Here is a 26,761-nt window from a genome sequence, read left to right as displayed (position 1 = left end):
CGGACCGCGCGGCTTGCCGCCCGTCTTGCCGCCGCTGCGGCCGCCCGGCTTGCCGCCGGCTGCGCCCGCGCCCCGGCCACCCGTGGGCTTGCCGCCCTTGCGGTTACCGTTGCCGCTGCTATTGCCATTGGCCTCGCCCGCCAGCGGATGACCATTGGCGTAACCGCCCGCGATCATCAGGCCGGTACCGAAGGGGTCCGACGGACACGCCGCCGTCTGGCCGGCGCTGCCCGTGCGGCCACCCTGGATCTTGCCGCGGCGACCGATGCGGGCGCCATTCATGCCATTGCGATCCAGCGTGCCGAACCCCGGGGGCAAGGCGCTGTCGTGCGACTGGGGCTGCTTGGAACGACGGCGATTGCCACCGGCATCGTCGTCTTCACGCAACAGTCCCAACTGCACCATCAAGGCGGTGACCAGCGAGGCATCCAACTCTTCCCAGCGACCACGACGCAGCGTGCGCGGCAGCACCACGTCGCCAAAACGGGTGCGGATCAGGCGGCTGACCGTAACGCCGACCGCTTCGAACATGCGGCGCACTTCACGGTTGCGGCCTTCCTGCAGGGTCACGCGGTACCAGCGGTTGCTGCCATCGCCGCCCAGGTAGTCCAGCGCGCCGAAAGCGGCCACGCCGTCTTCCAATTCGATGCCATCGACCAGCGACTGGCGCTGGGCTTCGTCCATTTCACCCAGCACGCGCACGGCGTACTCGCGTTCGGTGCCGTAACGCGGATGCATGATCCGGTTGGCCATGTCGCCCGACGTGGTGAATATCAGCAGGCCTTCGGTGTTCAGGTCCAGCCGGCCCACCGACAACCACTTGCCGGTACGCAGCTTGGGCAGGCGCGCAAACACGCTGGCACGGCCGCCCGGGTCGTCATGGCTGACGATTTCGCCCGAGGGCTTGTGATACAGGATCACGCGCGGCGGCTTCTTGGTGTTGGTCCGCATAATGGGCTTGCCATTGACGCGGACCTGGTCGTTCGGGGCCACGCGCTGGCCGATATGGGCCGGCTCGCCATTGACCGACACGCGGCCAGCAACGATCAGCTCTTCCATTTCGCGGCGCGAGCCGATGCCGGCGTCGGCCAGCACCTTGTGCAGCTTGGGCATGACCACGTCGCTGTTCAGGTACTTGCCCAGCCGCTGCTCCATGCGGTCGGCGGTTTCCAGGTACGACAGCGCCTGCTCGGCTTCCTGCTCGCCGCCACGGGTATCGGCCGTATCGGCGGCGCCGGCCGCGGGGGCCTGCGCATCGGCGGCGGCAGCGGGTGCCTGCTCGGCGGCGGGGGCATCGCCACGGCGGCGGCGGAACGGCGTGCGCAGCTTGCGGCCGCGGCCACGGGCTTCGCCTTCGGCGGCCGGCTCGCGGGTGGCAGAGGCTTCCGGCTGGCCGTTGGAAACGGCGTCATCCGGACGGGGATTATCGTCCTGCATTGCTGTATTCGTTGTCACTGGGACAGCTCCGAATTTCAAACTTGGGTAGGCTTGCCGGGGGCAGGCGCATCATCATCTGGGGACGCCGGTTCGCGATCAGCCTCGGGCTGATCGGAATCCGGCTCGGCAGGCTCCGCCATGGCGGAGCCGGTATCGGGCTCGAACGCGTCGGCGCCAGGCGCCAGGGGTTCGGCCTTTTCTATCGGTTCGGTCGGTTTCGCGCTTTCCGCGTGCTCGACACGCTCATTCACGGCGCCAGGGTCGGCGGCCGCATCGGAACGGTCAGTCTCAGCAGGATTTTCGGACAACCCGCCATGCGCCTCTTGGGCGGCATCCCCGTCCGGCGCCTCGGCTTGATCGAAGCGCCCGGCATCCTCGATGCCCACGGATGGCGCATCGGGCAAGCTTTCGGCTTGCGCCCGGACGGTGGAATCGTCTGCGGGAATCGCGTCTTCTTCTGGGCGCGAAAGCGGGGATTCTACGCTATCGCCCGCGCCTATGGTTGCATCGTCGTCCGAAACAGACAATTCCGCAACCGGGATACTCCCTTGCTCGCCGGCCGGGTCTGCGCCAGCGTCGACCGCCGCTTCGGCATCCGCCACGTCGATTTCATGCTGTGCCTGGCCCTCTGCGGCAGCCGTCGCATCCTGCGCCTCAGCCTCGGCGGCCTCGGCCAGTTGCTGGACTTCGCCCAGATCCAGGCCGGCCAGGGCGGCGGCCGCATGGGCGGACTCCAGCGCCGGCAGTTCGTCCAGGGCACGCAGCCCCAGGTCGTCGAGGAACTGGCGGGTGGTGCCGAACAGCGCCGGCCGGCCCGGGGCGTCGCGATGGCCGATCACTTCGATCCAGCCCCGGTCTTCCAGCGCCTTGACGATATTGGACGATACGGTGACGCCGCGGATGTCTTCGATGTCGCCGCGCGTGACCGGCTGGCGCCAGGCCACGATGGCCAGCGTTTCCATCACCGCGCGCGAATACTTCGGCGGCTTTTCAGGATTCAGCCGCTCCAGGTAGCGCTGCATGTGCGGCCGGCTCTGGAACCGCCAGCCCGTGGCCAGCTGCACCAGCTCCAGGCCGCCATCGGCCCAGTTGCCCTGCAGGGTCTCCAGCAACGTGCGCAAGGCACTGTTGTCGAACTGCTCATCGTCACCGAACAGCTTGCGCATTTCGGACAGTTGCATCGGCTGCACCGCGCATAGCAGCGCGGTTTCCAGCACGAGTATCGCCTCGCTATCGTTCATCGACATTCAAATTCAATAAAAAGGGGCTAACTTGCGTTAGGGTGAAAATAAGGTTAATATTCTTTTCTCAGACGCGGGGTGGAGCAGTCTGGCAGCTCGTCGGGCTCATAACCCGAAGGTCGTAGGTTCAAATCCTGCCCCCGCAACCAAATTGATCAAGGCCTGGCGATTGCGCCGGGCCTTTTTCATTTGTGCTCGCGATTGCAAAATCAGGGATTGCGGCTGATTCAAACCGGCAGCGATACCGGTAAGACCCGACACGCCACCCGATTCCGATACGCCACCCCAAGCAGCCGCCCGAACCCACCGCTGGGCGGTACGGCGACAGACTGCGCGGGTTTGCGAATTTCTCACGAGAATCCTGTGTTTACTGACAACCGCCGCGGGCTCGGGCCGCAGGGTTCGCGCCATGCAAGATGGGCTGAACGCATACCCCGGCCATCGGCGGGGCAATGTTTTAAGCAAAATCCGGAAAAGCTGGCATAACAAGCCAACAAGCCTGCGAAGCGCGCCGTGTCCGGCACTGTTTTCGCGGCAATCGATATTGCGCCAATCGAGATCAAAGGACCTGAATCGTCAGGCACCGGCCGCCAGCGCGGCCTTTGCCGCCTGCCGAAGACCCTGGTGCGCCTCCCCTCGAGCATCCGGAGCCCCTGCCCCATGATGCCGCGGCTTATTAAGCCGGAATTACGATTCTTAGATGTTTTTCTAAGACTACATGCTTGCGGAAATTGGCAAAAGCCCTGCAGTTCAGCGCCAAGCCAACCGGGAAAGCACCCAAATTATACCGCTATATACCTGCCCCTCAACCGGCGGCGCCCGCAAGAGCAGCCCTTCCGGCATGCCCCAGCCCTGTCGCAGCCCGGTGCGCTACGGCGTATCCCAGGGCGTGGACCCCAGCCTCTCGACCAGAAAATCCAGCATCGAGCGCAGGATCAATGGCATCTGGCGGCGCGAGACATAGACCCCATAAATACCCAGCTCCTGCGGCTTGGCCTGGGGCAGGATGACCTTCAGACGACCTTCGGCCACATATTCGGTGGCGTAGTAAGTAGGCAACATGGCCACGCCTGCCCCCTCGAGCGCCGCCTGGACCAGCACCGAGACCTCGTTGGCGCTGATATTGCCGCTGACCGGCACATCCACCGGCACGCCGTCGCGCTCGAAGCGCCACAGGCTTTTGCCAAAGTAGGAATGGGTCAGGCAATTTCGCAGGGACAAGTCTTCGATGCGGGCGGGTTCGCCCTCGCGTTGCAGGTATTCCGGCGACGCGCAGACCACCGACCGGCATACGGCCAGCTTGCGGGCGATCAGGTTGGGGTCCAGGTCGTTGGTGATGCGCACGGCCAGGTCGACTCGCTCTTCGACCAGGTTCACGGCGCGGTCGACCAGCATCAGGTCGACCGATGTGCCGGGGTGCTGCTTGACGTAATCGGTAATCACCCGCGCCAGGTGACGAGAACCGAACGACATGCTGGTGGTCATGCGCAGCAGGCCGCGCGGCGTGTCTTCGGGGGTGGACACGGCGCTGCGCAGATCACCCACCATATCCAGCATCTGCCGGCAGCGCGGCAGGGTTTCGGCGCCGGCCGGCGTGAGGCTCAGGCGCCGGGTCGTGCGATGCAACAACCGCACCCCGACCCACTGCTCCATTTCCGCCAGGTAGCGCGACACCATGGCCCGGGACATATCCAGATGAACCGCCGCCGCCGACAGACTGCCCCTGTCAGCGACCTCCACGAACACCTGCATCGCTTTCAAACGGTCCATGATTGTCTCGATTTGTGCACCAGACTTTACGGGTTATACCGTATTTCCGTGCATTTTCAGCATCTGAAATGACGCACACGTCTCCGGCAAGCCACCCCGCCCGCCTGGAATCGAAACGAACGCTACGCGGGAAACTGCCCCAAGGCGGCGCAGGCCGCCGCCCGCACGTCGACCGGATCCGCACCCCTGACGATATAGACCAATTGCGACAAACGATCATCGCCCGGCCATTGGACCAAGGGGCGGATGGGATACAACTCGCCATGCACCCCATGCACCTCGCATGGCAGGGCCTCGCCCTCGAAACAGACCAGGCCCTTCATCCGCAGCAGCGCCGGCCCGAATTGTTCCTGCACACGAGAGACCCCCGCCAGAAAGGCGGCGCGGCCGATCGGGGCGACCAGCGTGATGGAAAAGCTGGCCACCTGTGCATGTCGCGCCGCCATCGGCTTTGAAAACGCCTGCAGCCAACCCGCCAGTTCGACGCCATCGCGCCGCGACTGCGGATCCGGACCATCCCGCAGCACGCCCACCAAGGGCGCGTCGCCCCGCTGCACACAGCGCCGGGCGCCGGGATTGATCTCGGCCACGGCCTGCTCGACGTCACGCAACTGCGCGGCGTCGGCCAGGTCGGACTTGCTGAAGACGACCGTATCGGCCAGCGCCAACTGGCGCAGCGCCTCCGGCTGCGATTCCAGTTGCTTCGGCCCCTGCCGCACGTCCACCACCACCAACGCGCCCTGATAGACGTAGCGCTCGGCCAGGAAGCGGTCATGCTTGAGCGTGAAGAGCACCGGAGCCGGGTCCGCCAACCCGCTGGTTTCGATCAGCACCCGCCGAAACGGCTTGATGCGCCGGCTGAGCGCCAGCATGAACAGATCGCGCAAGGTATCGGCGACGGCCCCGCTGGCCACGCAGCACAGGCAGCCGCCCTCGATCAGCACGATGTTGTCCGGCGCCAGGCGCACCAGATGATGGTCCACGCCGATATCGCCGTATTCATTGACGATGACGACGGCATCGGCATAGGCGGGCTCGCGCAGCAGGCGGTTGAGCAAGGTGGTCTTGCCGCTGCCCAGAAAACCTGAAATGACCGTTACGCCGATGCGTTTGTCGTCTTGCACGCCCATCACGTCGCGAGGCCTTGCCCCGCCCTCCCCTAGTGCGCCGCGCCCCAGATGGGGAACGGATCAGGGATCGTAGCCAATTCCATCGCCGGACGGGTCATTTCTTCCTGCGTCATCAGGCAGGCCGTCAACCGCGCACGCAAGGCCGCCTCATCCATGCCGATGCCGATCAGCACCAATTCCTGGCACCGGTCGCCGTAGACCGGGTCCCACTCGGCGACGATGCGGGCGCGCGATTCGGGATCCTCGGGCCAGCGCTCGGCTGGCAGTGCGGCCCACCAATAGCCGGCCGCACCGTAGCGCGTCACCGGCCCGGCTTGCGACCAGGACGCCGCAATGGCCGGTCGCGTCGCCAGCCAGAAATAGCCCTTGGACCGCACCACGCCGGGCCATTCCTCGTGGACCCAATCCCACAGCCGCTGCGGATGGAACGGCCGGCGGGCGCGAAACACGAAACTGCCGATGCCGTATTCCTCGCTTTCGGGCACGTGATCACCACGCAGTTCCTTGAGCCAGGCGGGCGCCTGCGCCGCCTCGTCGAAATCGAAGCGACCGGTGTCGAGCACGCGCGCCAAGGGCACGCGGCCGAATTCGCCACGCACGATATCGGCGCGCGGATTCAGCTTGCGCAGAATGGCCTCGAGCCGCGCCAGATCATGCGCAGCCACCAGATCGGTCTTGTTCAACACCATGACGTCGCAGAATTCGACCTGCTCGATCAGCAAGTCCACCACCGTGCGCCCGTCCTGCTCATCCAGCGCCTGGCCGCGCGCGGCCAGGTTGTCGTGGCTGGCATAGTCGCGCAGGAAATTGAATGCATCCACCACCGTGACCATGGTGTCCAGACGAGCAATGTCCGACAGGCTGGCCCCATCTTCGTCGCGGAAGGTGAAGGTTTCGGCAACCGGCAGCGGCTCGGAGATGCCCGTGGACTCGATCAGCAGATAGTCGAACCGCCCCGCTTCGGCCAACTGGCGAATCTCGATCAACAGGTCTTCGCGCAACGTACAGCAGATGCAGCCATTGCTCATCTCGACCAGCTTCTCGTCGGCTCGCGACAGAGCCGCGCCCCCTTCGCGCACCAGCCGGGCATCGATATTGACCTCGGACATGTCATTGACGATGACCGCGACACGCCGCCCCTCGCGATTGTTCAGCACATGATTGAGCAACGTGGTCTTGCCGGCGCCCAGGAATCCGGACAACACCGTCACGGGCAGGCGCCCGTCTTGCGGCCGCGCCGCGCTTTCTGTCTGCATGATGACCCACCCGGTAAAATTAGAATGTTATTACATAACACAAAGCTTTCACCAGGCTGCCAAAATTCAAACCGAAAACCCAAACCAAAAGGGCCATTCACTTGCGTGAATGGCCCTGAATTCTTTGGCTCCCCGAGCTGGGCTCGAACCAGCGACCTGCGGATTAACAGTCCGTCGCTCTACCGACTGAGCTATCGGGGAACTGCTAAGAAACGAGATTATGAACGAAAATTTTGAAGTGTGCAAATCACGAAGTTTTTGTGGAAAGTTGCATCGCAAGTTTCCCATCGCGAAAAAACTCTGATATGATTTCGGTCTTTCCAGATCAGGCCCCATAAAAAGGCGCTGAATTGGGAAGAAAAAGATGTTTTGCTTGTCTCTTCTGGCATGTCCGGAAAAAAAGCAAATGGTCTTGCCGGCATAGCTCAGTTGGTAGAGCAGCGCATTCGTAATGCGAAGGTCGTAGGTTCGACTCCTATTGCCGGCACCAGAATTCAAAAAGCAGCCCTCTCGGGCTGCTTTTTTCATTTCCGCGCACGGCAAGCCCCGCGCTGCGCCGTCGCCCGGGAACTCCCGCCCCGCCTCACGCATCCAACCAGCTGGAACCCCCATCAGGCTGGAACAACCATGCGCATCCTTCTTGTCGAAGACGACATCATGATCGGTGAAAGCGTGTTGGATTGCCTGCGCGCCGAGCACTACGCCGTTGACTGGGTCAAAGATGGCCAGGCCGCCGAACTGGCGCTGCGCACCGACCCCTACGATCTTGTCCTGCTGGACCTGGGCCTGCCCAAGCGCGATGGCCTGGCGCTGCTGCGCGACCTGCGCGGCCGCAAGGACCGCACCCCGGTGCTGATCGCCACCGCACGCGACGCCGTCAGCGATCGCATCGCGGGCCTGGACGCCGGCGCGGACGACTACATCGTAAAGCCCTACGACGTCGATGAACTGCTGGCCCGCATGCGCGCCCTGATCCGTCGCAGCGCAGGGCGCGCCGAACCGATCTTCGAACACGACGGCGTCACCATCGACCCGCAGTCGCACGCCGCGACGGTCAATGGCATGCCCGTGCCGCTGACTGCTCGCGAATGGGCGGTGCTGGAGCCCCTGATCGCCCGCCCCGGCATGATCTTCTCGCGCGCCCAACTGGAAGAAAAGCTGTACAGCTGGAAGGACAGCGTCAGCAGCAACGCGGTTGAGGTTTATATTCATGGCCTGCGCAAGAAACTGGGTCAGGACCTGATCCAGAACGTCAGGGGCGTCGGCTATGTCATTCCCAAAACATGAGCATTCCGCTTAGCTATTCGCTGCGGGCTCGCTTGCTGTTGTTCCTGCTCGCCGCCATTGCGGTGGGCGCGCTGGTGCAAGGCGCCATCGCCTACCGCAGCACGCTGCAGCAGGCCGACGACATTTTTGATTCGCTGCTGCAACGCACCGCGCTGTCGCTGGGTACCGGCGATGGGCTGTTGCGGATGGGCCCGGCCCACGCCAAGGGCAGCGCTACCCCCGTCGCCGACGACCTGATCATCCAGATCTGGACGCCGGACGGCGTACGCGTCTTCAACTCGCGTTCGCGCCGCCCCCTGCCCGACCAGATCATCCTGGGCTTTGCCGACGCCCAGGTCGAAGGCAGCACCTACCGCGTCTATTCACTGGCCACGCCTTTCCAGGTGATCCAGGTGGCGCAGGACATGAACGTGCGCAAGCGCATGGCCAGCGCCCTGGCCTGGCGCACGATCGCGCCGATCGCCGCAGCCGCGCCGCTGCTGATGCTGATCGTCTGGTGCGTGGTCAGCTGGTCGCTGCGGCCGGTCAAGCGCGCACGCGCCCAGGTGGCCGACCGGCGGCCGGAAGACCTGTCGCCGATCGACGTGCCCGACCTGCCCGAAGAGATCCGGCCACTGATGCAGGAACTGAATCTGCTGCTGGAACGCATGCGCGGGGCCTTCGCACTGCAAAAGCAGTTCGTCGGCGACGCGGCCCACGAACTGCGCTCGCCCCTGGCGGCGCTGAACCTGCAATTGCAATCCCTGCGCCGCGCAGGCGACGAAGACAGCCGGCGCGTGGCAGAACAGCGCCTGGCGGCCGGCATCGAGCGTGCCACGCGGCTGGTCGAGCAATTGCTGTCCATGGCGCGCCACGAAGACACCGCCGAGCAGCCGCCCGCCGCCCCGGTGGACCTGGGCGACGTGCTGCGCCTGGCCCTGTCCGAGACCCTGGCGGCCGCCAACGCCAAGCAGATCGAGGTGGACCGGCAAGGCGCCCCCGAGGCCTGGGTGACCGGACATCGCGATGCGCTGGTCCTGCTGGCGCGCAACCTGCTGGACAACGCCATCAAATACACGCCTGCCGGCGGCCACATCGATATCCGCCTGGATGCGCAGGCGGGTCGCGCGATCCTGCTGATCGACGACAACGGCCCCGGCATTGCCGCCGCCGAACGCGAGCGGGTGTTCGACCGCTTCTATCGCGTGGAAGGCAACACCCAGCACGGCAGCGGCCTGGGCCTGGCGATTGCGCGCGCCATCGCCGAACGCCACGGCGCCGCCATCACGCTGGAAGACGCCCCTGGCGGCCAGGGCCTGCGGGCCAAGGTCGACTTTCCGCTGGGCAATGCGCCGACTTCGCAACCCCATCCGCCAACTTAAGTTTCACCTAAGTGTCAGGCCCGAAGATAGCGCCATGTCCTCAAACATGAACGCAGGAGCCGACATGAAGACCTCGCAAATGAACCCCTCGCGCCTGGTGCTGGCGCTGCTGGCCGCCGGCGCGATTGGCGGCGCGGGTGCCACCGCCGCGTTTGGCGGCATTTCGATGGCCGCCAACGCGCCGTCGCCCGTGGCCGCAACCGCCCCCGCGATCAGCCCGACCAGCGCGCCCAATTTCGTACAGATCACGCACGACTACGGCCCTGCCGTGGTCAACATCAGCATCAGCGGCACGCGCAAGGTGTCCGATGACGACGATGATCCGTTCGCGCAGTTCTTCGGCCAGATTCCGGGCGCGCGCGGCGGCATGCCGTCGCGCGAGGTGCCGATCCGCGGCGAAGGCTCCGGCTTCATCGTCAGCAGCGACGGCATCATCCTGACCAATGCCCACGTGGTGCAAGGCGCCAAGGAAGTGACGGTCAAGCTGACCGACCGCCGCGAGTACCGCGCCAAGGTGCTGGGCGCCGACACGCAGACCGATGTGGCCGTGATCAAGATCGACGCCAAGAACCTGCCGGTGGTGAAGGTGGGCGACGTGAACCAGCTGCAGGTGGGCGAATGGGTGCTGGCCATCGGCTCGCCCTACGGCCTGGAAAACACCGCCACGGCAGGCATCGTCAGCGCCAAGGGCCGTTCGCTGCCGGACGACACCTCGGTGCCGTTCATCCAGACCGACGTGGCCGTGAACCCCGGCAACTCGGGCGGCCCCCTGTTCAACGACCGCGGTGAAGTGGTCGGCATCAACTCGCAGATCTACAGCCGCACCGGCGGCTTCCAGGGCCTGTCGTTCTCGATTCCGATCGATGTGGCCTACAAGATCAAGGACCAGATCCTGGAGCATGGCAAGGTGCAGCATGCGCGCCTGGGCGTGACGGTGCAGGAAGTGAACCAGGACCTGGCCAATTCCTTCAAGCTGGATACGCCGTCCGGCGCGCTGGTGTCGAGCGTGGAAAAAGGCAGCGCCGCTGAAAAGGCCGGCCTGCAACCGGGCGACGTGGTGCGCAAGATCAACGGCAAGACCATCGTGTCGTCCGGGGATCTGGCTTCGCTGATCACTCTGGCCACGCCGGGCGAGAAGATCACGCTGGACCTGTGGCGCAACGGCGGGGCCAAGGAAGTGGTGGCTACCCTGGGCGGCATCCCCAAGGACCGCACGCAGGCCTCGGGCGAAAGCCGCGAAGTGCAGAAGGGTCAGCTTGGCCTGGCGCTGCGCCCGCTGTCGCCGCAAGAGCAGGAAGCGTCGGGCACGCAAGGGCTGTTGATCGAGCAGTCGGCCGGGCCCGCCGCCAAGGCAGGCATCCAGGCGGGCGACGTACTGTTGTCGCTGAACGGCGTGCCGGTGCACAACGTCGGCCAGGTCAAGGACGCGCTGTCCAAGGCCGGCAAGACCGTGGCACTGCTGGTGCAGCGCGGAGAAGACAAGATCTTCGTGCCGGTGCAGTTGGGTTGAACCGCGGGGATTGAACCGCGGGATTGAACCGCTGATTTGAGCCGCAGCGCTGCACCGCGGCGTCACACCGACCGGCCGGGACTCCATCTGGAGCCCGGCCGGTTTGGCTTTATTCGGCGTCCGGCTGCTTGCCCGGCGCGGCCGCGTCGAAGGCGGCCAATTCGCGGCAGGCGGCGTCGATGCGCACCACCGTGGGCATGGCGCTCAGGTCGCATTCCAGGCGGCGCGCGTTGGCCACCTGCGGCACCAGGCAAAGATCGGCAATGGTGGGCGTATCGCCATGGCAGAACTTGCCGGTGGCTTGGGAGCCCGTCAATTGCGCTTCCAGGGCTTGCAGCCCCTGATCCACCCAGTGCCGATACCAGGCGTTCTTGGCGGCTTCGTCCACGCCCAGCGTGTGCTTCAGGTATTTCAGCACCCGCAGGTTGTTCAAGGGATGCGTGTCGCAGGCAATGCCCAACGCCAGGTCGCGCACCCGCGCGCGGCCGATCGGGTCCGCCGGCAACAGCGGCACCTGCGGATGGGTTTCTTCCAGGTACTCGATGATGGCCAGCGACTGGCCGATGACGGCGTCGCCGTCGATCAGCGTGGGCACCAGGCCCGTCGGATTGACCTTGCGATAGCCGGGCGACAACTGCTGCCCGCCATCCTTCAAGAGATGCACAGCCAGGTATTCGTACGGCAGGCCTTTCAGGTTCAGGGCGATGCGCACCCGGTACGCGGCCGAGCTGCGGAAATAGCTGTACAACTGCATGAAGTCTCCTTGGTTCTTGTCGCGCGCAACGCCCGCCGGGCGTTGCGTCTATCGGGGTGCGCTCGAGCGCTGCGCGTCTATTCCAGCGATTCGGTCTGCGCGGCCTTGCGCGACAGGCCCTTGGGCAGCGGGAACGCCACGTTTTCTTCCAGGCCCGGCATGGTGCGTACCGACACCGCGCCCAATTCCTTGACGCGGGCGATCACCTGCTGCACCAGGATCTCCGGCGCCGAGGCCCCGGCAGTGACGCCGATGCGCTTGCGCCCGACCAGCCAGGCCGGATCGATGGATTGCGCGCCGTCGATCAGGTACGACGCCACGCCCATGCGGTCGGCGACTTCACGCAGGCGATTGGAATTTGAGCTGTTGGGGCTGCCCACCACCAGCACCAGGTCGCACTCGGGCGACAGCACCTTGACCGCGTCCTGGCGGTTCTGGGTGGCATAGCAGATGTCGCTTTTCTTGGGCTCGACGATGCTGGGAAAGCGCGCTTTGAGCGCCTTGGAGACAGCCGCGGCGTCGTCCACCGACAGCGTCGTCTGCGTGACGTAGGCAAGGTTGTCGGGATTGGTGACTTCCAGGCCGGCCACGTCTTCGACGGTCTCGACCAGATACATGCCGCCCTGGGCCTGGCCCAGCGTGCCCTCGACTTCCGGATGGCCCTTGTGGCCGATCATGATGATCTCGCGGCCGGCCGCGCGCATGCGGGCGACCTCGATGTGGACCTTGGTGACCAGCGGGCAGGTGGCATCGAACACCTGCAAGCCGCGGGCGTCGGCCTCGGCCCGGACCGCCTTGGACACGCCATGGGCCGAGAAGACGACGATCGCGCCCGCGGGCGCATCTTCGAGTTCGTCGATGAAGATGGCGCCCTTGGCGCGCAGGTCTTCGACCACGTAGCGGTTGTGCACGATTTCGTGGCGCACGTAGATCGGCGCGCCGTGAAGTTCGAGCGCGCGCTCGACGATGTCGATGGCGCGATCGACGCCGGCACAGAAGCCGCGCGGCTGCGCCAGCAGGACTTCGGCGTCGGCAGCGGTGACGACCTGGCTCATCAGAGAACTCCCAACAGCGCCACGTCGACTCGCAACCGGACGCCCGCAAGCGGGTGATTGAAATCGAACAGCGCCGATTCCTCGTTGATTTCCTTGAGCACGCCCGAATAGCGCCCGCCGTTGGGCGCGGCGAATTCGACCAGGTCACCCGGCTCGAAGGTGGCGTCCGCGCCGGCATGTTCGGCCAGCATCTTGCGCGTGACGCGCTGGATCAGTTCAGGGTTGCGGTCGCCATAGGCGTCGGCGGGCTCGATGGTGACGCTGAAGCGGTCGCCCTCGGCCTTGCCCAGCAAGGCGGTTTCCAGGCCCGGCGCCCATTGGCCGCTGCCCATCTGCAGCGTGGCCGGACGGCCGTCGAAGGTGTCGGTGAACACCGAATCCTGGCCCGGCCCGGAGGCCAGCGTGATGCGGTAGTGCAGCGTCAGGTAGGAGTCCGGACGGACCAAAACGTTCACTTCATTAGAGGCGATGCTCACGATCTGCCACCGTGTTTAAACAGTAAGTAAACCCTGATTTTAGAGCCTCTTATGAAATTGTCTGTGCGGGTGTCCAAACACGAGCGTCCCCGAGAGCGTCTGCTGCGTCACGGCGCCGCCGCGTTACAAAATGCCGAGCTGCTCGCCATCGGCCTGCGCACCGGGGTGCCGGGCCTGAACGTGCTGGACCTGTCCGGCCGGCTGCTCGAACGTTTTTCCGGGCTGCGCGGGCTATTGGGGGCCACGCCGGAAGAATTGCTGGCCGTGCCCGGCCTAGGCACCGCCAAGGCCTGCTCCCTGGCAGCGGTGCTGGAACTGGCCAAGCGCGCCGTCGAAGAAGAACTCACCCGTGACAGCACGCTGGACCACCCTGCCCGGGTGAAACAATATTGCAAGGTCACGCTGGCGCACCGCCGCGTCGAACACTGCATCGCCCTCTACCTGGACAGCCAGTTGCGGCTGATCGCCAGCGGCGAACTGGCGCGCGGCACGCTGTCGCAGGCGTCCGTCTATCCCCGCGAGGTCGTGCGCGAGGCGCTGCGGCACCACGCGGCGGCCCTGATCGTGGCGCACAACCATCCATCGGGCCTGGCCGAACCCAGCGCGGCCGACCAGGCCTTCACCCGGCACCTGAAACAGGCGTTGGCGCTGGTGGACGTTTCGCTGGTGGACCACCTGATCGTCGCGGGCGACGAAGTCGCATCCATGGCGGAGCTGGGCCGCTTATGAACGCGGCGCCCGGGGGCTGCGTCCCAACCGGGATTTCGTTAGACTACGGCCCGAGATTGTTTTAGGCTTAACCTAATTTCCGCTTTCGCGACCCAGCGACTTCCATGAAACGCCTGTGGGACATTTCCCCGCCCGTCTCCACGGCTTCGCCCGTGTTTCCGGGCGACACGCCGTACCGCCAGCAATGGAAGTGGTCGCTCGCGCCCGGCTGTCCGGTCAACGTCAGCGAAATCACGCTGTCGCCGCACGTGGGCGCGCATGCCGATGCGCCCCTGCACTACCAGAACGGCGCCGCCGCCATCGGCGCGGTGTCGCTCGAGCCGTTCCTGGGTCCTTGCCGCGTCATCCACGCGATCGACTGCGGCCCGCTCATCACCCCCGAACACCTGCTGCACGCGGCCGCCAACCTGCCCCCGCGCATCCTGGTGCGCACGGCCAAGCACGCCGCCCAGGAATGGTGGACCGACGACTTCTCGGCCTACGCGCCCCAAACCATCGAATGGCTGGCCGAACGCGGCGTCATGCTGATCGGGTTGGACACCCCCAGCATCGACCCCGCGTCCAGCAAGACCCTGGACAGCCATCACACCATCTTGCGCCACGACATGCGGGTTCTCGAGAACCTGGTGCTCGATGACGTACCGGAAGGCGATTACGAACTGATCGCCCTGCCGCTGGCTCTGGTCCAGGCTGACGCCAGCCCGGTGCGCGCCATCTTGCGCGAACTGGGCTGAAACACCGGCCGTCGGGCAGGCCGGGCGCAACCAGCATTGCGGCGCGGCAAGCGCGCCCGTGCCTTGCGCCGGCCGCCCGCTTTGTGAAAGAAGCACGACCATGACACACCTATCCGATCCGCGCATGGCGCTTGCCTGCGCCTGCCTGCCTTTCTCTGGCTGGCGCAGCCTGCCCGCGTCCGCCCGCCGCGCCGCGCCGCCCTGCGGAGGCCAAGCATGAGCCGCCCCGAACGCCCCGAAGACATCGTCCGTGAAGAAAAGGCGCAGCTGGATTTCACGCGCGACATGACCTACGGCGACTACCTGCACCTGGATGCGCTGCTGGGCGCCCAGCACCCGCTGTCGCCCGAGCACAACGAGATGCTGTTCATCGTGCAGCACCAGACCAGCGAGCTCTGGATGAAGCTGATGCTGCACGAGCTGCGCGCGGCCATCGCCAACCTGGCCGCGGACCGCCTGCAGCCGGCTTTCAAGATGCTGGCCCGCGTCAGCAAGATCATGGAACAGCTGGTGCACGCCTGGGACGTGCTGGCGACCATGACCCCGCCCGAGTATTCCGCCCTGCGCCCCTACCTGGCGCGGTCCAGCGGCTTTCAGAGCTACCAGTACCGCCAGATCGAATTCCTGCTGGGCAACAAGAACGCAGCCATGCTCAAGCCGCACGCGCATCGCGAAGACCTGCTTGCCCAGGTGCGCCAGGCCTACGAGGCGCCGTCGCTGTATGACGAATCGCTGCGCCTGCTGGCCCGCCACGGCGTCACGGTGCCGGCCGACCACCTGGAACGCGACTGGACCCAGCCCTACCAGGCGTCGGACGGCGTCGAGCAGGCCTGGCTGACGGTCTACCGCGACACGGACCGCTACTGGGACCTGTACCAGTTGGGCGAAAAGCTGACCGACCTGGAAGACGCCTTCCGCCTGTGGCGTTTCCGCCACGTCACCACGGTCGAACGCGTCATCGGCTTCAAGCGCGGCACCGGCGGCACGTCGGGCGTGGATTACCTGCGGCGCATGCTGGAAGTGGTGCTGTTTCCCGAAATCTGGAAGCTGCGCACGGAACTCTGATCGCCGGCCACCCTGTCCCCATATAGAGGAACGCGGGCGGCGCTGCGCAGCGCCACCCGCAACCCCTGGCCGATCCAGCCGATCCCATGCTAGAATTCGCAGTTACTTTTCGGATACGTGGCAAGAACAGCGGCAGTCCATTGTGGCAACCCCAGTGGCACCCCACAGCGGCACCCCGCGCGATCCTGCTGGCGACCCTAACTTTTGAACGGCTCTTGTCTGAGCCCTAGGAAAGCACCATGAAAGAAGGCATTCACCCCGAATACCGCGAAGTCGTCTTCGCCGACCTGCAAACGGGCAACAAGTTCATCACCCGTTCGACGGTCCACACGCGCGAATCCATCGAACTCGATGGCAAGACGTACCCGCTCTTCAAGTGCGACGTGACCTCCGAATCGCACCCGTTCTACACGGGCGCCCAGACGCGTATCGTCGAAACCGGCCGCGTGGAAAAGTTCCGCGCCCGTTTCGCCCGTACGGCCGGCACGGTCAAGTCCGCTTCCTGATCCTGTCGCTCCTGCGGGAGTCACAGCAAAAAGGCAGCCTTCGGGCTGCTTTTTTTTCCCCGGGCCCTGCTCATCGTCACACCAGGGGCTGGCGCTTCCCGATCACTCGGTTACATTAACGCCCGTGTCCCCACTTTCTATTTCCACTCCGGCCCGGCTCACGTCGGTTGCCACCGCAAAGCTGCCCAGGCTGATTCTGCTTGGGCTGGCGCTGGCCTACATCGTAGCGGGCCTGTTCATGCGCGACCCGTGGAAAACGGATGACGCGGTCGGCCTGGCCACGATGATCACCGCCATCCGCGAAGGCGGCATCACCTGGCTGCTGCCGCAAGTGGGGCACCTGGCCCATGCCGAGGAAGGCCCGCTGATCACCTGGGTGGGTGCGGTATCGATCTGGCTGTTCGGCCCGTTCATCGGCGACATCACCGCCGGCCGTCTGCCGAACCTGCTGTGGTTCGGCATTACGGCCATGAGCGTCTGGTACGGCACCTACCTGCTGGGCCGCCGCAGCGAAGCCCAGCCGCTGGCCCTGCCGTTTGGCGGCGAACCCGAACCACGCGACTACGGCCGCATGCTGGCCGACGCCGCGCTGCTGTTGCTGCTGGCAACCGTCGGCATCCTGCAGCGCACCCATGAAACCACCGTCGTGCCGGCCATCATGGCATGCCAGGCCCTGGCGTTCTATTCGATGGCGCGCACGGTGGATCGCCCGATCTCCGGCGCCACCACGCTGGGCATCGCGGTCGCGGCCAGTTTCCTCACCCGAGGCTGGGTCGGCGCCTTGCCGGTCATGGTCGCCGCCCTGCTCGCCTTCTATCCGCGCGGCCCCTTGTGGAAGCACAAGCGTTGGCTGCCCTGGGCCGCACTGGTCGCCGCCGCGCTGATCCTGGCCTGGTGGATACCGGCAAGCCATAGCAGCGAATACTGGATCCGCAACTGGAAGAGCTGGAACCTGTCGTCGTTCGCCGTGCCTCCGTGGCGCGACGTCGGCCGCACCCTGCGCGATCTGCCGTGGTACCTGTGGCCCACCTGGCCACTGGCGCTCGTGGCCATCTGGCGCTGGCGCGCCTGGATCTACGCGCCGCATATCTGGCTGCCGCTGATGCTGCTGATCTGCGCGGCGCTGGTGCTGTTCGGGCTGGACGAAGCCAGCGATTCCGAATACGTGCTGATGGCCGTGCCGTGCGCAGTGCTGGGCGCATTCTCGCTGCCGACCCTGCGGCGCGGCGTGGTCAATACGCTGGACTGGTTCGCGGTGATGTGTTTTTCGCTCACGGCCGCCACCGCCTGGCTGGGCTGGGTCGCCCTGCACTTCCAATGGCCCGCCCAGATTTCGCGCAACATCGGCCGCCAGACGACCGGCTACGAGCCGGTGATTTCCTGGGGCGCGTTTGCCCTGGCGGTCGTGTTCACCCTCAGCTGGATCGCGCTGGTGGTCTGGCGCCTTCGGGTCAAGCCGCAGGCCCTGTGGCGCGGCACCGTGCTGTCGGCCGGCGGCCTGACCGTGACCTGGATCCTGCTGGTGCTGCTGTGGCAGCCCGCGGTCGACTACGCCCGCAGCTATCGCACGGTGTCGGGTGAACTCGCCCAGGCCGTGGCGCAGAACACCCGTCCTGGCGAATGCGTGCGCGGACTCAGCCTGGGCAGCGGCCAGCGCGCGTCGTTCCTGATTTTCAATAATCTGACGTTCACCTTCGACTCCAAGTGCACGCTGGTGCTGCAGCAGACCACCAACCAGAGCCTGCGCGACAACACCGCCGCCTACAGCGACAGCGCCGACGTGCTGTGGCAGGGCGGACGTCGCGCCGACCGCCAGGAGGTGTTCCGCCTGCTGCGCGTCGGCCCCAACCGATGACCCCTTCCCTCGCGGCGCCGATCTCTTTCGGCGCCACCCTGCGCGGCATCGCCAAACAGGCCTGGCCGGTGCTGATCAGCCAGTGGGCCGGCATCTCGTTCGGCGTGCTGGACACCGCCATGACCGGCCACGCCAGCGCCACCGACCTGGCGGCGATGGCGCTGTCCGCCTCTATCTACATCACCATTTTCGTGGGGCTGATGGGCGTCGTGCACGCGCTCATTCCCATCCTGGCGCAGCACTTCGGCGCCGGCAACAACCTGGAAGTCGGCCGCAGCTGGGGCCAGGGCGTCTGGCTGGCGCTGGGCCTGTCGGTGGTGGGCGCCATCCTGATGCTGTTCCCGGACCTGTGGCTGTCCATGTCGGGCAATGTCGACCCCGCCGTGCGCGACCGCGTCGCGTCGTACCTGCGCGCACTGGTGCTGGCGCTGCCCGCCGCCCTGGTGTTTCGCACCATCTACGCGCTGGGCACGTCGGTGTCGCGCCCCAAGCTGGTCATGGCGATCAACCTGACCGCCATCGGCTTCAAGGCCTTCTTCAACTGGCTGTTCATCTACGGCAACCTGGGCCTGCCCGCCATGGGCGCCACTGGCGCCGGGCTGGCCACCGCGCTCGTCTCGTGGATGAGCCTGGGGCTGGGCCTGTGGGTGGTCACCCATGACCGCTACTACCGCCGCTTCCACCTGCACGTGGGCCGGCCCGACTGGAAGTCGCTCAAGGAACTGCTGCGCCTGGGCATCCCGATGGGCGGTTCGTACCTGGTGGAAGTGTCCGCCTTCACCTTCATGGCGCTGCTGGTGGCACGCGAAGGCACGTACGTCACCGGCGGCCACCAGATCATGTCGAACCTGGCGGCGCTGTGCTACATGATGCCGATGGCGCTGGGGGTGGCCACCGCCGCGCTGACGGCGCAGGCGATCGGCGCCGGCAATCTGGCGCACGCGCATCGCACCGGCATGGCCGGCCTGGCGCTGGGGCTGATGGGCGCGCTATTGACGGCGGTGGTGTTGCTGGCCGGCCGGCCGCTGATCCTGGCCGCCTACACGGGCGATCCCCAGGTCGCCGCGGTCGCCACCACGCTGCTGGCGGTGCTGCCGCTGTTCCACCTGTTCGACTCGATGCAATGCATCAACTCGTACCTGCTGCGGGCCTACAAGGTGGCCGTGGTGCCGCTGCTGCTGCAGACGGTGGCGCTGGCCGGCGTTGGCCTGGTCGGCGGCTGGTGGTTTGGCTTCGGCCCGGGACGCGGCGGCCTGGACGGGCTACGCAACGTTCTGGTGCCGGGTTCACCGCAAGGCGCCGGCAGCATGTGGCTGATGGCGATGGTGGGGTTGGCGCTGTCCGCAGCACTGCTGCACTTCTGGTACCGGCACATCGTGCGCACCGTCGCGAAATAGGCGGGACCCGCCCAAAAAAAAGGCAGCGATGGCTGCCTTTTTTATTGCGAAGCAGCGTCGCTGCGCCGCCTGTGCGCGGCGCGGGACGCTGCACCCGCCTCAGCCCTTGGGCCGCTTGTCGATCACGCGGCGGGCCTTGCCCGTCAAGGTGCGTTCGACATGGCCCGATTCCGACACCTGGATGCGGGCGCTGACGCCGATGTGCGTCTTGACCGCATGCTGCAATTGCTTGCCCAGGGCGGCGCGTTCCGCATCCGACAGGGTCGAGAATTCGGCGCGCACTTCGGTCAGGATCTCGAGCTCGTCCATATTGCCCGAGCGCGACAGCACCAGTTGGTAGTGCGGCGCCAGTTGCGCGATCTTCAGGACCAGTTCTTCGACCTGCGTCGGGAACATGTTCACGCCGCGCACGATCAGCATGTCGTCACTGCGGCCGGTGATCTTGCCGATGCGGCGCATGCTGCGCGCGGTGGGCGGCAACAGGCGCGTCAGGTCGCGGGTGCGGTAGCGGATGATGGGCATCGCTTCCTTGGTGAGCGAGGTGAAGACCAGTTCGCCCGGCTCGCCGTCCGCGACGGGCTCGCCCGTGTCCGGATTGATGATCTCGGCGTAGAAATGGTCTTCCCAGACGACCGGGCCGTCCTTGGTTTCGACGCACTCGCTGGCCACGCCGGGGCCCATCACTTCGGACAGGCCGTAGATGTCGACGGCGTCGATGCCGGCTTCGGCTTCGATGTCGGCGCGCATCTGGCCGGTCCAGGGTTCGGCGCCGAAGATGCCGATGCGCAGCGAACTTTGACGCGGATCAATGCCCTGGCGACGCTGTTCTTCGAGAATATTGCAGAAATAGGAGGGCGTGACCATGATGATGTCCGGACGGAAATCGTTGATCAGCTGCACCTGCTTTTCAGTCTGTCCGCCCGACATCGGGATGACCGTGCATCCCAGCCGCTCGGCGCCGTAATGCGCGCCCAGGCCGCCCGTGAACAGGCCGTAGCCGTAGGCCACGTGCACCGTATCGCCGGGCTTGCCGCCAGCCGCACGGATCGAGCGCGCCACCAGGTTGGCCCAGTTGTCCAGGTCGCTCTTGGTGTAACCGACCACCGTGGGCTTGCCGGTCGTGCCGCTGGACGCGTGGATGCGCGAGATGCGCTCGCGCGGCACGGCGAACATGCCGAACGGATAGTTCTCGCGCAGTTCTTTCTTGGTGGTGAACGGGAACTTGGCAATGTCGGACAGCTGCTTCAGGTCGTCCGGATGCACGCCGGCCTCGTCAAAGGCCTTCTTGTAGTGCGGCACATTGTCGTAGGCATGCTTGACCGACCACTTCAGGCGTTGCAGCTGCAGCGCCCGCAGTTCGTCCTGGCTGGCATGCTCGATGGGGTCCAGCCCCGGCTTGCTCATGGTGTTGGACATGGTTATCTCTCTCCTGGAATTCTCTTTACGCCGGTCCGGGCGGCGCGGATTCGCTCCGCGCGCGCCTCGTCCGGCGGCCTTGTCTTGGGGGGATGGGCGGGTTCAGCCTTCAGCCGGCGTGCCGACGATCTGCCCCTTGATCCGGTACGAACGGCCGCGGAACAACGCGACGTTGCGGCCATCCTGGTTGGTCACGGTGACGTCGTAGACGCCGGTGCGGCCGGCCAGCGAACGCTCTTGCGCCACCGCCGTCAGCAGGTCGCCTTCGAAGCCGGGCGCCAGGTAGTCGATGGTGCAGCCCGAGGCCACGGTGCTGACGTTGCGCGAATTGCAGGAAAAGGCAAAGGCGCTGTCGGCCAGGGCGAAGATGAAGCCGCCGTGGCAGGTCTTGTGGCCGTTGAGCATGTCGGGACGCACCCGCATGGTCAGGCGGGCGTAGCCCGGCGCCATTTCCTCGACCTTCATGTCCAGGCCTTGCGACGCGGCGTCGCCGGCATACATCACCGTGCCCACGGCCTGCGCCAGTTCCTGGGGATCGGCCGGCGCCTCGACGGGCGGAACGTGCGTGCTCATCATTGCCCCTTGAACTGCGGTTCGCGTTTGCCCAGGAAGGCCGCCACGCCTTCGGCGTAATCGGCGCTGCGGCCCAGTTCGCGCATCATGTCGCGTTCCAGGTCCAGCTGGGTCGCCAGGTCGTTGCCCAGGCTGGCCTGCAAGGCCCGCTTGGTAAAGGCCAGGCCCTTGGTCGGGGCGCGCGAGAAATGCTGCGCCAGCTGATCGAGCGTGGCGTCGAACGCATCGTCGGCCACGCATTGCCAGATCAGGCCCCAGGCTTCGGCCTGGCGCGCGCTGAGCTTGTCGCCCAGCATTGCCAGCCCCATCGCGCGGGCACGTCCCACCAGGCGCGGCAGGACGAACGTGCCGCCCGTGTCGGGGATCAGGCCCAGCTTGCAGAACGACTGGATGAAGTTGGCCGATTCCTTGGCGATGACGATGTCGCCCGCGAATGCCAGGTTGGCGCCCGCCCCCGCCGCCACGCCGTTGACTCCCACCACGACGGGCAAGGGCAAGGCGTTCAGGCGGCGCACCAGCGGGCCGTAGAACTTGTCGACGGTCTCGCCCAGGTCGGGCGGCGTGCCGTCCGGCGCGGGCTTGCGCTCGCTCAGGTCCTGGCCGGCGCAAAAGCCGCGGCCGGCGCCGGTCAGCACCAGCACGCGCGCGCCTTCCGTTTCGACGCGCGTCAGGGCGTGGGCGACTTCGCCGTGCATGTTGGCGGTGAAGCTGTTGAGCTTGTCCGGGCGGTTCAGCGTCAGGCGCGCAATGCCGTTGGCGAGTTCGAACTGGATGTCTTGATAGTTCATGTCCGGGTCCGCCGCTTAGATGTGACGGCGGGTCTGCACCACGCGGAAGCGGTTCGACACGAAGGCCGTGTCGGACAGCGCCGCATTGGCGGCCGGGTTGGCGCCGGTGCCGTGGAAATCGCTGAAGGCGGCCGTCTGGTTGACGAAGACCGCGCCCGTCAGGTTCAACGACAGCGACACGCCGGATTCTTCGGCGGCGTCCTGCACCTGTTCAGCCACCTCGTTGTTGGTGGTGTAGGCCGACAGCGACAAGGCGCCGTGCTGGATCACGCTGTCGCGCGCCAGCTGGATGCTGTGCGCGGTGGAATCCGTGGCCACCACGAAGGCGATCGGGCCGAACCATTCCTGGCTGATGGCCGCGTTACCGGCTTCGGTGCGCAACACCAGCGGCGTGCGCACGCGGGCATTCTCGAACTGCGGGTGTACCAGCGTGCGGCTGTCGGCCACCACGGGCATGCCCAGCGCACGGGCCTTTTCGATGCGTTCCACGATGCCTTCGTTCTGGATCGCGCCGGTCAGTTCCACAGCCTTGGCGGCGTCGGCGCCCAGCTTGTCGACCGCGGCGCCCAGAGCGGCGGCAACCTCATCAAAGCTGACCCGGCCTTCCGGCGTCTGGATGCCGTCGCGCGGCACGTAGATGTTCTGCGGCGCCGTGCACATCTGGCCCGAATACAGGGCCAGCGAGAACGCCAGGTTGCGCGCCACGCCCTTCAGGTCGGCGGCCGAATCAATGATGACCTGGTTGACGCCAGCCTTCTCGGTGTAGACCAGCGCCTGGCGGGCGTTGTTCTCGAGCCAGTCGCCGTTGGCGGTGCTGCCGGTGAAGTCGATGATCTTGACGGCCGGGTCCAGCGCCAGTTGACGGGCGGTGTCTTCGTCGGCGGCATGCGCGGCCAGCTGCACCACGTCGGGATCGAAACCGGCTTCCTGCAGCACTTCGCGCGCCACCTTCACGGTGAGCGCCAGCGGCAGGATCGCGCCGGGGTGCGGCTTGACGATGACGGTGTTGCCGGTGGCCAGGCTGGCGAACAGGCCGGGGTAGCCGTTCCAGGTCGGGAAGGTCGAGCAGCCGATCACCAGGGCCACGCCGCGCGGCACCACGGTGAAGTGCTTTTCCATGCGGATCGGCTCGTTCTTGCCCTGCGGCTTTTCCCAGATGGCCACGCCGGGAATGCGCGACATTTCCTGCCAGGCATACACCACGGCTTCAAAGCCGCGATCCTGCGCGTGCGGGCCGCCGGCCTGGAAGGCCATCATGAAGCCCTGGCCGGTGGTGTGCTGCACCGCGTAGGCCATCTCGAAGCTGAGCTTGTTCAGGCGGGCCAGGATCTCGAGCGACACGCCCACCCAGGCCTGCGGGCCGGCACGGCGCCAGTCTGCCAGCGCACGCTTGGCGGCCGCGACCAGCTTGGGGGCCGGCACGTGGGGATAGGTGATGCCCAGGTCGAAACCGTAGGGGGACTTTTCGCCGCCCACGGTGCCGTCGGCATCGTGCTGCGTCAGCGGAAACGGCTTGCCCTGAAACGCTTCGAAGGCGGCGCGGCCGTCATCGTTGGCGGTTTCGCCGTAGTTGCGGGGGCTGGGGGATTCGGCAAACGGGCTCCAGTAGCCGCGCAGCGAGGCGGCGGCCAGGGCCTGTTCCAGCAGGGCTTGATGGCGTTCGAAGAATTTCTGGGACACTGCGTCTCTCCAAATATTGAATATTCTCTGCCCGGCCAGACCGGCCGGAACCGATGACTTGTCTCGCGGCGGTCAGGTTTCCTGGTCGAAATCGATGACCAGGCGGTCGCTGACCGGAAAGCTCTGGCAGCTCAGGATGAAGCCCCGAGCCACCTCGTAATCTTCGAGGGCGAAGTTGGCATCCATGTCGACTTCGCCTTCCACCACCTTGCAGCGGCAGGTGGAACACACCCCGCCCTTGCACGAATACGGCAGCTCGATACCTTGCGCCAGCGCCGAATCCAGCACGCTGTCCTTGTTCTTGTCGATGACGAACTTGCGGCTGTGGCCGTCCTGCACCACGGTCACCTCGCATTGCCCCTTGCCGGGGGCCTGGCGGGCTTCCTGCCCGGTGCGCAGCGCACGCGGGCCCTTGGGCGCGCCGAACAGCTCGAACTTGATGTTCGCCTTCGGGATGCCGCGAGCCTGCAGACGTTCGACCACGCTTTCGGTCATGGTCTGCGGACCGCACACAAAAGCGTAATCGATATCCTCGGGGCTCATCCAGGCCGACATCAGCTGGTCGACCTTGTCGCCATCCAGGCGGCCATTGAAGAGTTCGATGTCCTGGGTTTCGCGGCTCATCACATAGACCAGCGAGAACCGTTCCATGTACAGGTTCTTCAGGTCTTCGATTTCTTCGCGAAACAGCACGGCCGACGACGCGCGGTTGCCGAAGAACAGCGTGAACTTGCTGTCGGGCTCGGTCGACAGCGCGGTCTTGACCAGCGAGAACACCGGCGTGATGCCGCTGCCCACCGCGAAGGCCACGTAGTGGCGCGCGTTCTCGGGCGAAAAGTCGACGGTGAAGTTGCCCGCCGGCGCCATCACTTCCAGCGTCTGGCCCGGTTGCAGTTCATGGTTGGCCCAGCTGGAAAACGCGCCTTCGTCGACTTTCTTGATGGCCACGCGCAAGAGCTTGTCGCGCGGCGCCGAACAGATCGAATACGAGCGGCGCAGTTCTTCGCCGTTCAACTGCGTGCGCAGCGTCAGGTATTGCCCGGGCAGGAAGGCGAATTCATCGGCCAGCGTGTCGGGCAGGTCAAAGGTGACGACCACCGCGTCGCGCGTGTTGCGCGCCACCGAGGCCACCTTCAGGGAATGGAATTGGTTCAGGCTCATGGGAAACCACGCTCAGTGAGTCTTGAAATAATCGAAGGGCTCGCGGCAGGCGACGCAGCGATACAGCGCCTTGCACGACGTCGAGCCGAAATTGCTGACCAGGCGCGTATCGCGCGAACCGCAGCGCGGGCACTCGATGGCCGGGCCGGCGGCGCGCCGGCTGATGCCCGAGATATCGATGGCCTGCTGCGCGGGCGCGGCGATGCCGTAGCCCTTGAGCGCGGCGCGCCCTTTTTCGCTCATCCAGTCGGTGGTCCAGGCAGGCGACAGGCGGGTCTGCACGTGGACTTCGCCAATGCCATGGCGCGCCAGGACCTGGCGGATGTCTTCGGTGATCTCGCGCATCGCGGGGCAGCCTGAATAGGTAGGCGTGATGACGACCACACAGGCCTGCCCGTCCCAGGACACCTCGCGCACCACGCCCAGGTCGACCACCGACAGCACGGGGATCTCCGGATCGGGGACCTCCTGCAGCCAGGCGTAGACCTGGTCGATGGACACGGGCGCCAGCGCGTTCACCAGGTGGCTCCCGGATAGGCGCGCGGCAGGAACTGCATCTCGGCCAGCACGTAGCCCAGCTCTTCGGTGTGCTTGCCTTGCCGGCCGCCGCGATACGCCAGGTGGTCCGCGGCCGCGGCGTCGGGCACCGTCAGGGTGGCTTCCTGCAGCACTTCGCGCACGTGCTGGTCCCAGGGGCCGCGCAGGGCAGCCAGTTCACAGCCGATGCCGCGCGCGGCCATGTCCTGGTCGATCGCATCGTCGGCGAACAGCTCGCCGGTGAAACGCCAGGCGTCATCGAGGGCCGCCTGCATGCGCGCATGGCTGACCTCGGTGCCGTCGCCCAGGCGCACCACCATGTCGGACGAGCGCCGCACGTGGTAGGTGACCTCTTTGATCGACTTGGCGGCAATGGCGGCCACGCGCTCGTCGGACGATTCGGCCAGGCGCTGCAGCAGGAAGTAATGCCACACGTCGAACAGGAACTGGCGCGCCATGGTGTCGGCGTAGTTGCCGTTGGGCCGTTCGACCAGCAGCGGGTTGTGGAACTGGTGGGCGTCGCGCAGGTAGGCCAGCGCGTCTTCGTCGCGGCCGGCGCCTTCGACTTCACCGGCCAGCGTCAGCCACATGCGGGCCTGGCCCAGCAGGTCCAGCGCGGTGTTGGTCAACGCCAGGTCTTCTTCCAGGATGGGGCCGTGCCCGGTCCAGGCGCCCAGGCGCTGCGACAGGATCAGCGAGCTGTCGCCCAGGCGCAGCAGGTATTCAAAGAAAGTCTTGTCCATGTCTCCCCCGCCGTCTTACATGTGCTTGATTTCTTCGGGCATCGGGAAAAACGTCGGATGCCGGTAGACCTTGCTGTTGGCCGGCTCGAACAACGGGTCCTTGTCGCCGGGGCTGCTGGCCGAGATGTCGGCGGCGCGCACGACCCAGATGCTCAGGCCTTCGTTGCGGCGCGTGTAGACGTCGCGGGCGTGGTTGATCGCCATTTCCGCATCGGGGGCGTGCAGGCTGCCCACGTGCTTGTGCGCCAGGCCGTGCTGGCTGCGGATGAACACTTCCCACAGAGGCCAGTCTTTGCTCAT

The 26,761-nt window shown here is 66.0% G+C and carries 25 protein-coding genes and 3 tRNA genes; 11 read left to right on the top strand and 17 right to left on the bottom strand.

Features of this window, described 5'->3' with window-relative positions:
* Together rluB and scpB are read right to left on the bottom strand one after the other, a co-directional pair.
* Positions 1-1,437: 23S rRNA pseudouridine(2605) synthase RluB (gene rluB / locus HV798_RS02545; RefSeq protein WP_175195276.1), on the bottom strand; the 1,437-nt coding region annotated here is incomplete at its 3' end.
* Between the two features lie 35 nt (positions 1,438-1,472).
* Complete coding sequence (gene scpB, locus HV798_RS02540; RefSeq protein ID WP_175195278.1) at positions 1,473-2,684, bottom strand: SMC-Scp complex subunit ScpB; 1,212 nt, start codon at positions 2,682-2,684, stop codon at positions 1,473-1,475.
* A gap of 66 nt (positions 2,685-2,750) precedes the next feature.
* On the opposite strand from scpB, the gene HV798_RS02535 reads away from it, so the two are divergent.
* Positions 2,751-2,827: transfer RNA gene (locus tag HV798_RS02535), tRNA-Met, on the top strand.
* 721 nt (positions 2,828-3,548) lie between these two features.
* Here the strand turns inward: HV798_RS02535 and HV798_RS02530 are convergent.
* From HV798_RS02530 to HV798_RS02515, 4 genes are all read right to left on the bottom strand, one after another.
* Positions 3,549-4,448 carry a LysR family transcriptional regulator gene (locus tag HV798_RS02530; RefSeq protein WP_175195280.1) on the bottom strand — a complete coding sequence of 300 codons (900 nt, stop codon included), beginning with the start codon at positions 4,446-4,448 and terminating at the stop codon, positions 3,549-3,551.
* Positions 4,449-4,570: 122 nt separating this feature from the next.
* A complete protein-coding gene (locus HV798_RS02525) occupies positions 4,571-5,578 on the bottom strand; it encodes a CobW family GTP-binding protein (RefSeq protein WP_175195401.1) in 1,008 nt (335 codons plus the stop codon).
* A gap of 29 nt (positions 5,579-5,607) precedes the next feature.
* Positions 5,608-6,834, bottom strand: coding sequence for a zinc metallochaperone GTPase ZigA (gene zigA, locus HV798_RS02520; RefSeq protein WP_175195282.1), 1,227 nt, complete (start codon positions 6,832-6,834; stop codon positions 5,608-5,610).
* 125 nt (positions 6,835-6,959) lie between these two features.
* Positions 6,960-7,035, bottom strand: a tRNA-Asn gene (locus HV798_RS02515).
* A 213-nt stretch (positions 7,036-7,248) separates the two neighbouring features.
* Here HV798_RS02515 and HV798_RS02510 point away from each other — a divergent pair.
* The 4 genes from HV798_RS02510 to HV798_RS02495 all read left to right on the top strand — a co-directional run bounded on the left by HV798_RS02510 (position 7,249) and on the right by HV798_RS02495 (position 10,992).
* Positions 7,249-7,324 (top strand) — tRNA-Thr (locus HV798_RS02510).
* Positions 7,325-7,461: 137 nt separating this feature from the next.
* Positions 7,462-8,121, top strand: a complete 660-nt coding sequence (locus tag HV798_RS02505) for a response regulator (protein WP_025140219.1) — start codon at positions 7,462-7,464, stop codon at positions 8,119-8,121.
* Positions 8,118-9,482 carry an ATP-binding protein gene (locus HV798_RS02500; RefSeq protein ID WP_175195284.1) on the top strand — a complete coding sequence of 455 codons (1,365 nt, stop codon included), beginning with the start codon at positions 8,118-8,120 and terminating at the stop codon, positions 9,480-9,482. Before HV798_RS02505 ends, HV798_RS02500 begins: the two co-directional genes overlap by 4 nt.
* Before the next feature lie 64 nt (positions 9,483-9,546).
* Complete coding sequence (locus HV798_RS02495) at positions 9,547-10,992, top strand: DegQ family serine endoprotease (RefSeq protein ID WP_175195286.1); 1,446 nt, start codon at positions 9,547-9,549, stop codon at positions 10,990-10,992.
* A 109-nt stretch (positions 10,993-11,101) separates the two neighbouring features.
* Here HV798_RS02495 and maiA read toward each other — a convergent pair whose 3' ends face one another.
* From maiA to HV798_RS02480, 3 genes are all read right to left on the bottom strand, one after another.
* Complete coding sequence (maiA, locus tag HV798_RS02490) at positions 11,102-11,746, bottom strand: maleylacetoacetate isomerase (protein ID WP_025140216.1); 645 nt, start codon at positions 11,744-11,746, stop codon at positions 11,102-11,104.
* Between the two features lie 77 nt (positions 11,747-11,823).
* Positions 11,824-12,801 carry a 4-hydroxy-3-methylbut-2-enyl diphosphate reductase gene (gene ispH / locus HV798_RS02485; RefSeq protein WP_175195288.1) on the bottom strand — a complete coding sequence of 326 codons (978 nt, stop codon included), beginning with the start codon at positions 12,799-12,801 and terminating at the stop codon, positions 11,824-11,826.
* Complete coding sequence (locus HV798_RS02480; RefSeq protein WP_025140214.1) at positions 12,801-13,277, bottom strand: FKBP-type peptidyl-prolyl cis-trans isomerase; 477 nt, start codon at positions 13,275-13,277, stop codon at positions 12,801-12,803. The genes ispH and HV798_RS02480 overlap by 1 nt, the downstream gene beginning before the upstream one ends.
* Before the next feature lie 51 nt (positions 13,278-13,328).
* On the opposite strand from HV798_RS02480, the gene radC reads away from it, so the two are divergent.
* The 6 genes from radC (at position 13,329) to HV798_RS02450 (ending at position 19,563) form a co-directional block, all read left to right on the top strand.
* Positions 13,329-14,006: a RadC family protein gene (gene radC / locus HV798_RS02475; protein ID WP_175195290.1), complete on the top strand. Its 678-nt coding sequence runs from the start codon at positions 13,329-13,331 to the stop codon at positions 14,004-14,006.
* 104 nt (positions 14,007-14,110) lie between these two features.
* Entirely contained in the window at positions 14,111-14,740 is a 630-nt protein-coding gene (kynB, locus tag HV798_RS02470) for an arylformamidase (protein ID WP_175195292.1), read from the top strand.
* A 216-nt stretch (positions 14,741-14,956) separates the two neighbouring features.
* Entirely contained in the window at positions 14,957-15,805 is an 849-nt protein-coding gene (kynA, locus tag HV798_RS02465) for a tryptophan 2,3-dioxygenase (protein ID WP_175195294.1), read from the top strand.
* Positions 15,806-16,044: 239 nt separating this feature from the next.
* Entirely contained in the window at positions 16,045-16,311 is a 267-nt protein-coding gene (locus HV798_RS02460; RefSeq protein WP_025140210.1) for a type B 50S ribosomal protein L31, read from the top strand.
* Positions 16,312-16,435: 124 nt separating this feature from the next.
* Positions 16,436-18,166 carry an ArnT family glycosyltransferase gene (locus tag HV798_RS02455; protein WP_175195295.1) on the top strand — a complete coding sequence of 577 codons (1,731 nt, stop codon included), beginning with the start codon at positions 16,436-16,438 and terminating at the stop codon, positions 18,164-18,166.
* Entirely contained in the window at positions 18,163-19,563 is a 1,401-nt protein-coding gene (locus HV798_RS02450) for an MATE family efflux transporter (protein WP_175195297.1), read from the top strand. The genes HV798_RS02455 and HV798_RS02450 overlap by 4 nt, the downstream gene beginning before the upstream one ends.
* Positions 19,564-19,662: 99 nt before the next feature.
* Here the strand turns inward: HV798_RS02450 and paaK are convergent, their stop codons facing one another.
* From paaK to paaB, 8 genes are all read right to left on the bottom strand, one after another.
* Positions 19,663-20,979 (bottom strand): phenylacetate--CoA ligase PaaK, encoded by a 1,317-nt coding sequence (gene paaK / locus HV798_RS02445; RefSeq protein ID WP_175195299.1) that lies wholly within the window; start codon positions 20,977-20,979, stop codon positions 19,663-19,665.
* A gap of 102 nt (positions 20,980-21,081) precedes the next feature.
* Positions 21,082-21,552 (bottom strand): hydroxyphenylacetyl-CoA thioesterase PaaI, encoded by a 471-nt coding sequence (gene paaI / locus HV798_RS02440; RefSeq protein ID WP_025140206.1) that lies wholly within the window; start codon positions 21,550-21,552, stop codon positions 21,082-21,084.
* Positions 21,552-22,340: a 2-(1,2-epoxy-1,2-dihydrophenyl)acetyl-CoA isomerase PaaG gene (gene paaG, locus HV798_RS02435; protein WP_025140205.1), complete on the bottom strand. Its 789-nt coding sequence runs from the start codon at positions 22,338-22,340 to the stop codon at positions 21,552-21,554. Before paaG ends, paaI begins: the two co-directional genes overlap by 1 nt.
* 15 nt (positions 22,341-22,355) lie before the next feature.
* Complete coding sequence (gene paaN / locus HV798_RS02430; RefSeq protein WP_175195301.1) at positions 22,356-24,020, bottom strand: phenylacetic acid degradation protein PaaN; 1,665 nt, start codon at positions 24,018-24,020, stop codon at positions 22,356-22,358.
* A 72-nt stretch (positions 24,021-24,092) separates the two neighbouring features.
* Complete coding sequence (gene paaE, locus HV798_RS02425) at positions 24,093-25,181, bottom strand: 1,2-phenylacetyl-CoA epoxidase subunit PaaE (protein ID WP_175195303.1); 1,089 nt, start codon at positions 25,179-25,181, stop codon at positions 24,093-24,095.
* Between the two features lie 12 nt (positions 25,182-25,193).
* Positions 25,194-25,700, bottom strand: coding sequence for a 1,2-phenylacetyl-CoA epoxidase subunit PaaD (paaD, locus tag HV798_RS02420; protein ID WP_025140202.1), 507 nt, complete (start codon positions 25,698-25,700; stop codon positions 25,194-25,196).
* Positions 25,697-26,461: a 1,2-phenylacetyl-CoA epoxidase subunit PaaC gene (gene paaC, locus HV798_RS02415; RefSeq protein WP_175195305.1), complete on the bottom strand. Its 765-nt coding sequence runs from the start codon at positions 26,459-26,461 to the stop codon at positions 25,697-25,699. Before paaC ends, paaD begins: the two co-directional genes overlap by 4 nt.
* Positions 26,462-26,476: 15 nt before the next feature.
* On the bottom strand, positions 26,477-26,761 hold the full coding sequence (paaB, locus tag HV798_RS02410; RefSeq protein ID WP_175195307.1) for a 1,2-phenylacetyl-CoA epoxidase subunit PaaB: 285 nt from the start codon (positions 26,759-26,761) through the stop codon (positions 26,477-26,479).

This window comes from Achromobacter deleyi, assembly GCF_902859705.1.
In the GTDB taxonomy this organism is placed as follows: domain Bacteria; phylum Pseudomonadota; class Gammaproteobacteria; order Burkholderiales; family Burkholderiaceae_B; genus Achromobacter; species Achromobacter deleyi.
The sequence above is the reverse complement of the archived record's forward strand: the minus strand, read 5'-3'. Positions and strand labels throughout refer to the sequence as shown.

Excerpts from the sequence above, each read along its gene's own strand:
- scpB (WP_175195278.1), bottom strand. The coding sequence starts at position 2,684 with ATGTCGATGAACGATAGCGAGGCGATACTCGTGCTGGAAACCGCGCTG.
- HV798_RS02530 (WP_175195280.1), bottom strand. The coding sequence starts at position 4,448 with ATGGACCGTTTGAAAGCGATGCAGGTGTTCGTGGAGGTCGCTGACAGG.
- HV798_RS02525 (WP_175195401.1), bottom strand. The coding sequence starts at position 5,578 with ATGGGCGTGCAAGACGACAAACGCATCGGCGTAACGGTCATTTCAGGT.
- zigA (WP_175195282.1), bottom strand. The coding sequence starts at position 6,834 with ATGCAGACAGAAAGCGCGGCGCGGCCGCAAGACGGGCGCCTGCCCGTG.
- HV798_RS02505 (WP_025140219.1), top strand. The coding sequence starts at position 7,462 with ATGCGCATCCTTCTTGTCGAAGACGACATCATGATCGGTGAAAGCGTG.
- HV798_RS02500 (WP_175195284.1), top strand. The coding sequence starts at position 8,118 with ATGAGCATTCCGCTTAGCTATTCGCTGCGGGCTCGCTTGCTGTTGTTC.
- HV798_RS02495 (WP_175195286.1), top strand. The coding sequence starts at position 9,547 with ATGAAGACCTCGCAAATGAACCCCTCGCGCCTGGTGCTGGCGCTGCTG.
- maiA (WP_025140216.1), bottom strand. The coding sequence starts at position 11,746 with ATGCAGTTGTACAGCTATTTCCGCAGCTCGGCCGCGTACCGGGTGCGC.
- ispH (WP_175195288.1), bottom strand. The coding sequence starts at position 12,801 with ATGAGCCAGGTCGTCACCGCTGCCGACGCCGAAGTCCTGCTGGCGCAG.
- radC (WP_175195290.1), top strand. The coding sequence starts at position 13,329 with ATGAAATTGTCTGTGCGGGTGTCCAAACACGAGCGTCCCCGAGAGCGT.
- kynB (WP_175195292.1), top strand. The coding sequence starts at position 14,111 with ATGAAACGCCTGTGGGACATTTCCCCGCCCGTCTCCACGGCTTCGCCC.
- kynA (WP_175195294.1), top strand. The coding sequence starts at position 14,957 with ATGAGCCGCCCCGAACGCCCCGAAGACATCGTCCGTGAAGAAAAGGCG.
- HV798_RS02460 (WP_025140210.1), top strand. The coding sequence starts at position 16,045 with ATGAAAGAAGGCATTCACCCCGAATACCGCGAAGTCGTCTTCGCCGAC.
- HV798_RS02450 (WP_175195297.1), top strand. The coding sequence starts at position 18,163 with ATGACCCCTTCCCTCGCGGCGCCGATCTCTTTCGGCGCCACCCTGCGC.
- paaK (WP_175195299.1), bottom strand. The coding sequence starts at position 20,979 with ATGTCCAACACCATGAGCAAGCCGGGGCTGGACCCCATCGAGCATGCC.
- paaI (WP_025140206.1), bottom strand. The coding sequence starts at position 21,552 with ATGAGCACGCACGTTCCGCCCGTCGAGGCGCCGGCCGATCCCCAGGAA.
- paaG (WP_025140205.1), bottom strand. The coding sequence starts at position 22,340 with ATGAACTATCAAGACATCCAGTTCGAACTCGCCAACGGCATTGCGCGC.
- paaE (WP_175195303.1), bottom strand. The coding sequence starts at position 25,181 with ATGAGCCTGAACCAATTCCATTCCCTGAAGGTGGCCTCGGTGGCGCGC.
- paaC (WP_175195305.1), bottom strand. The coding sequence starts at position 26,461 with ATGGACAAGACTTTCTTTGAATACCTGCTGCGCCTGGGCGACAGCTCG.
- paaB (WP_175195307.1), bottom strand. The coding sequence starts at position 26,761 with ATGAGCAAAGACTGGCCTCTGTGGGAAGTGTTCATCCGCAGCCAGCAC.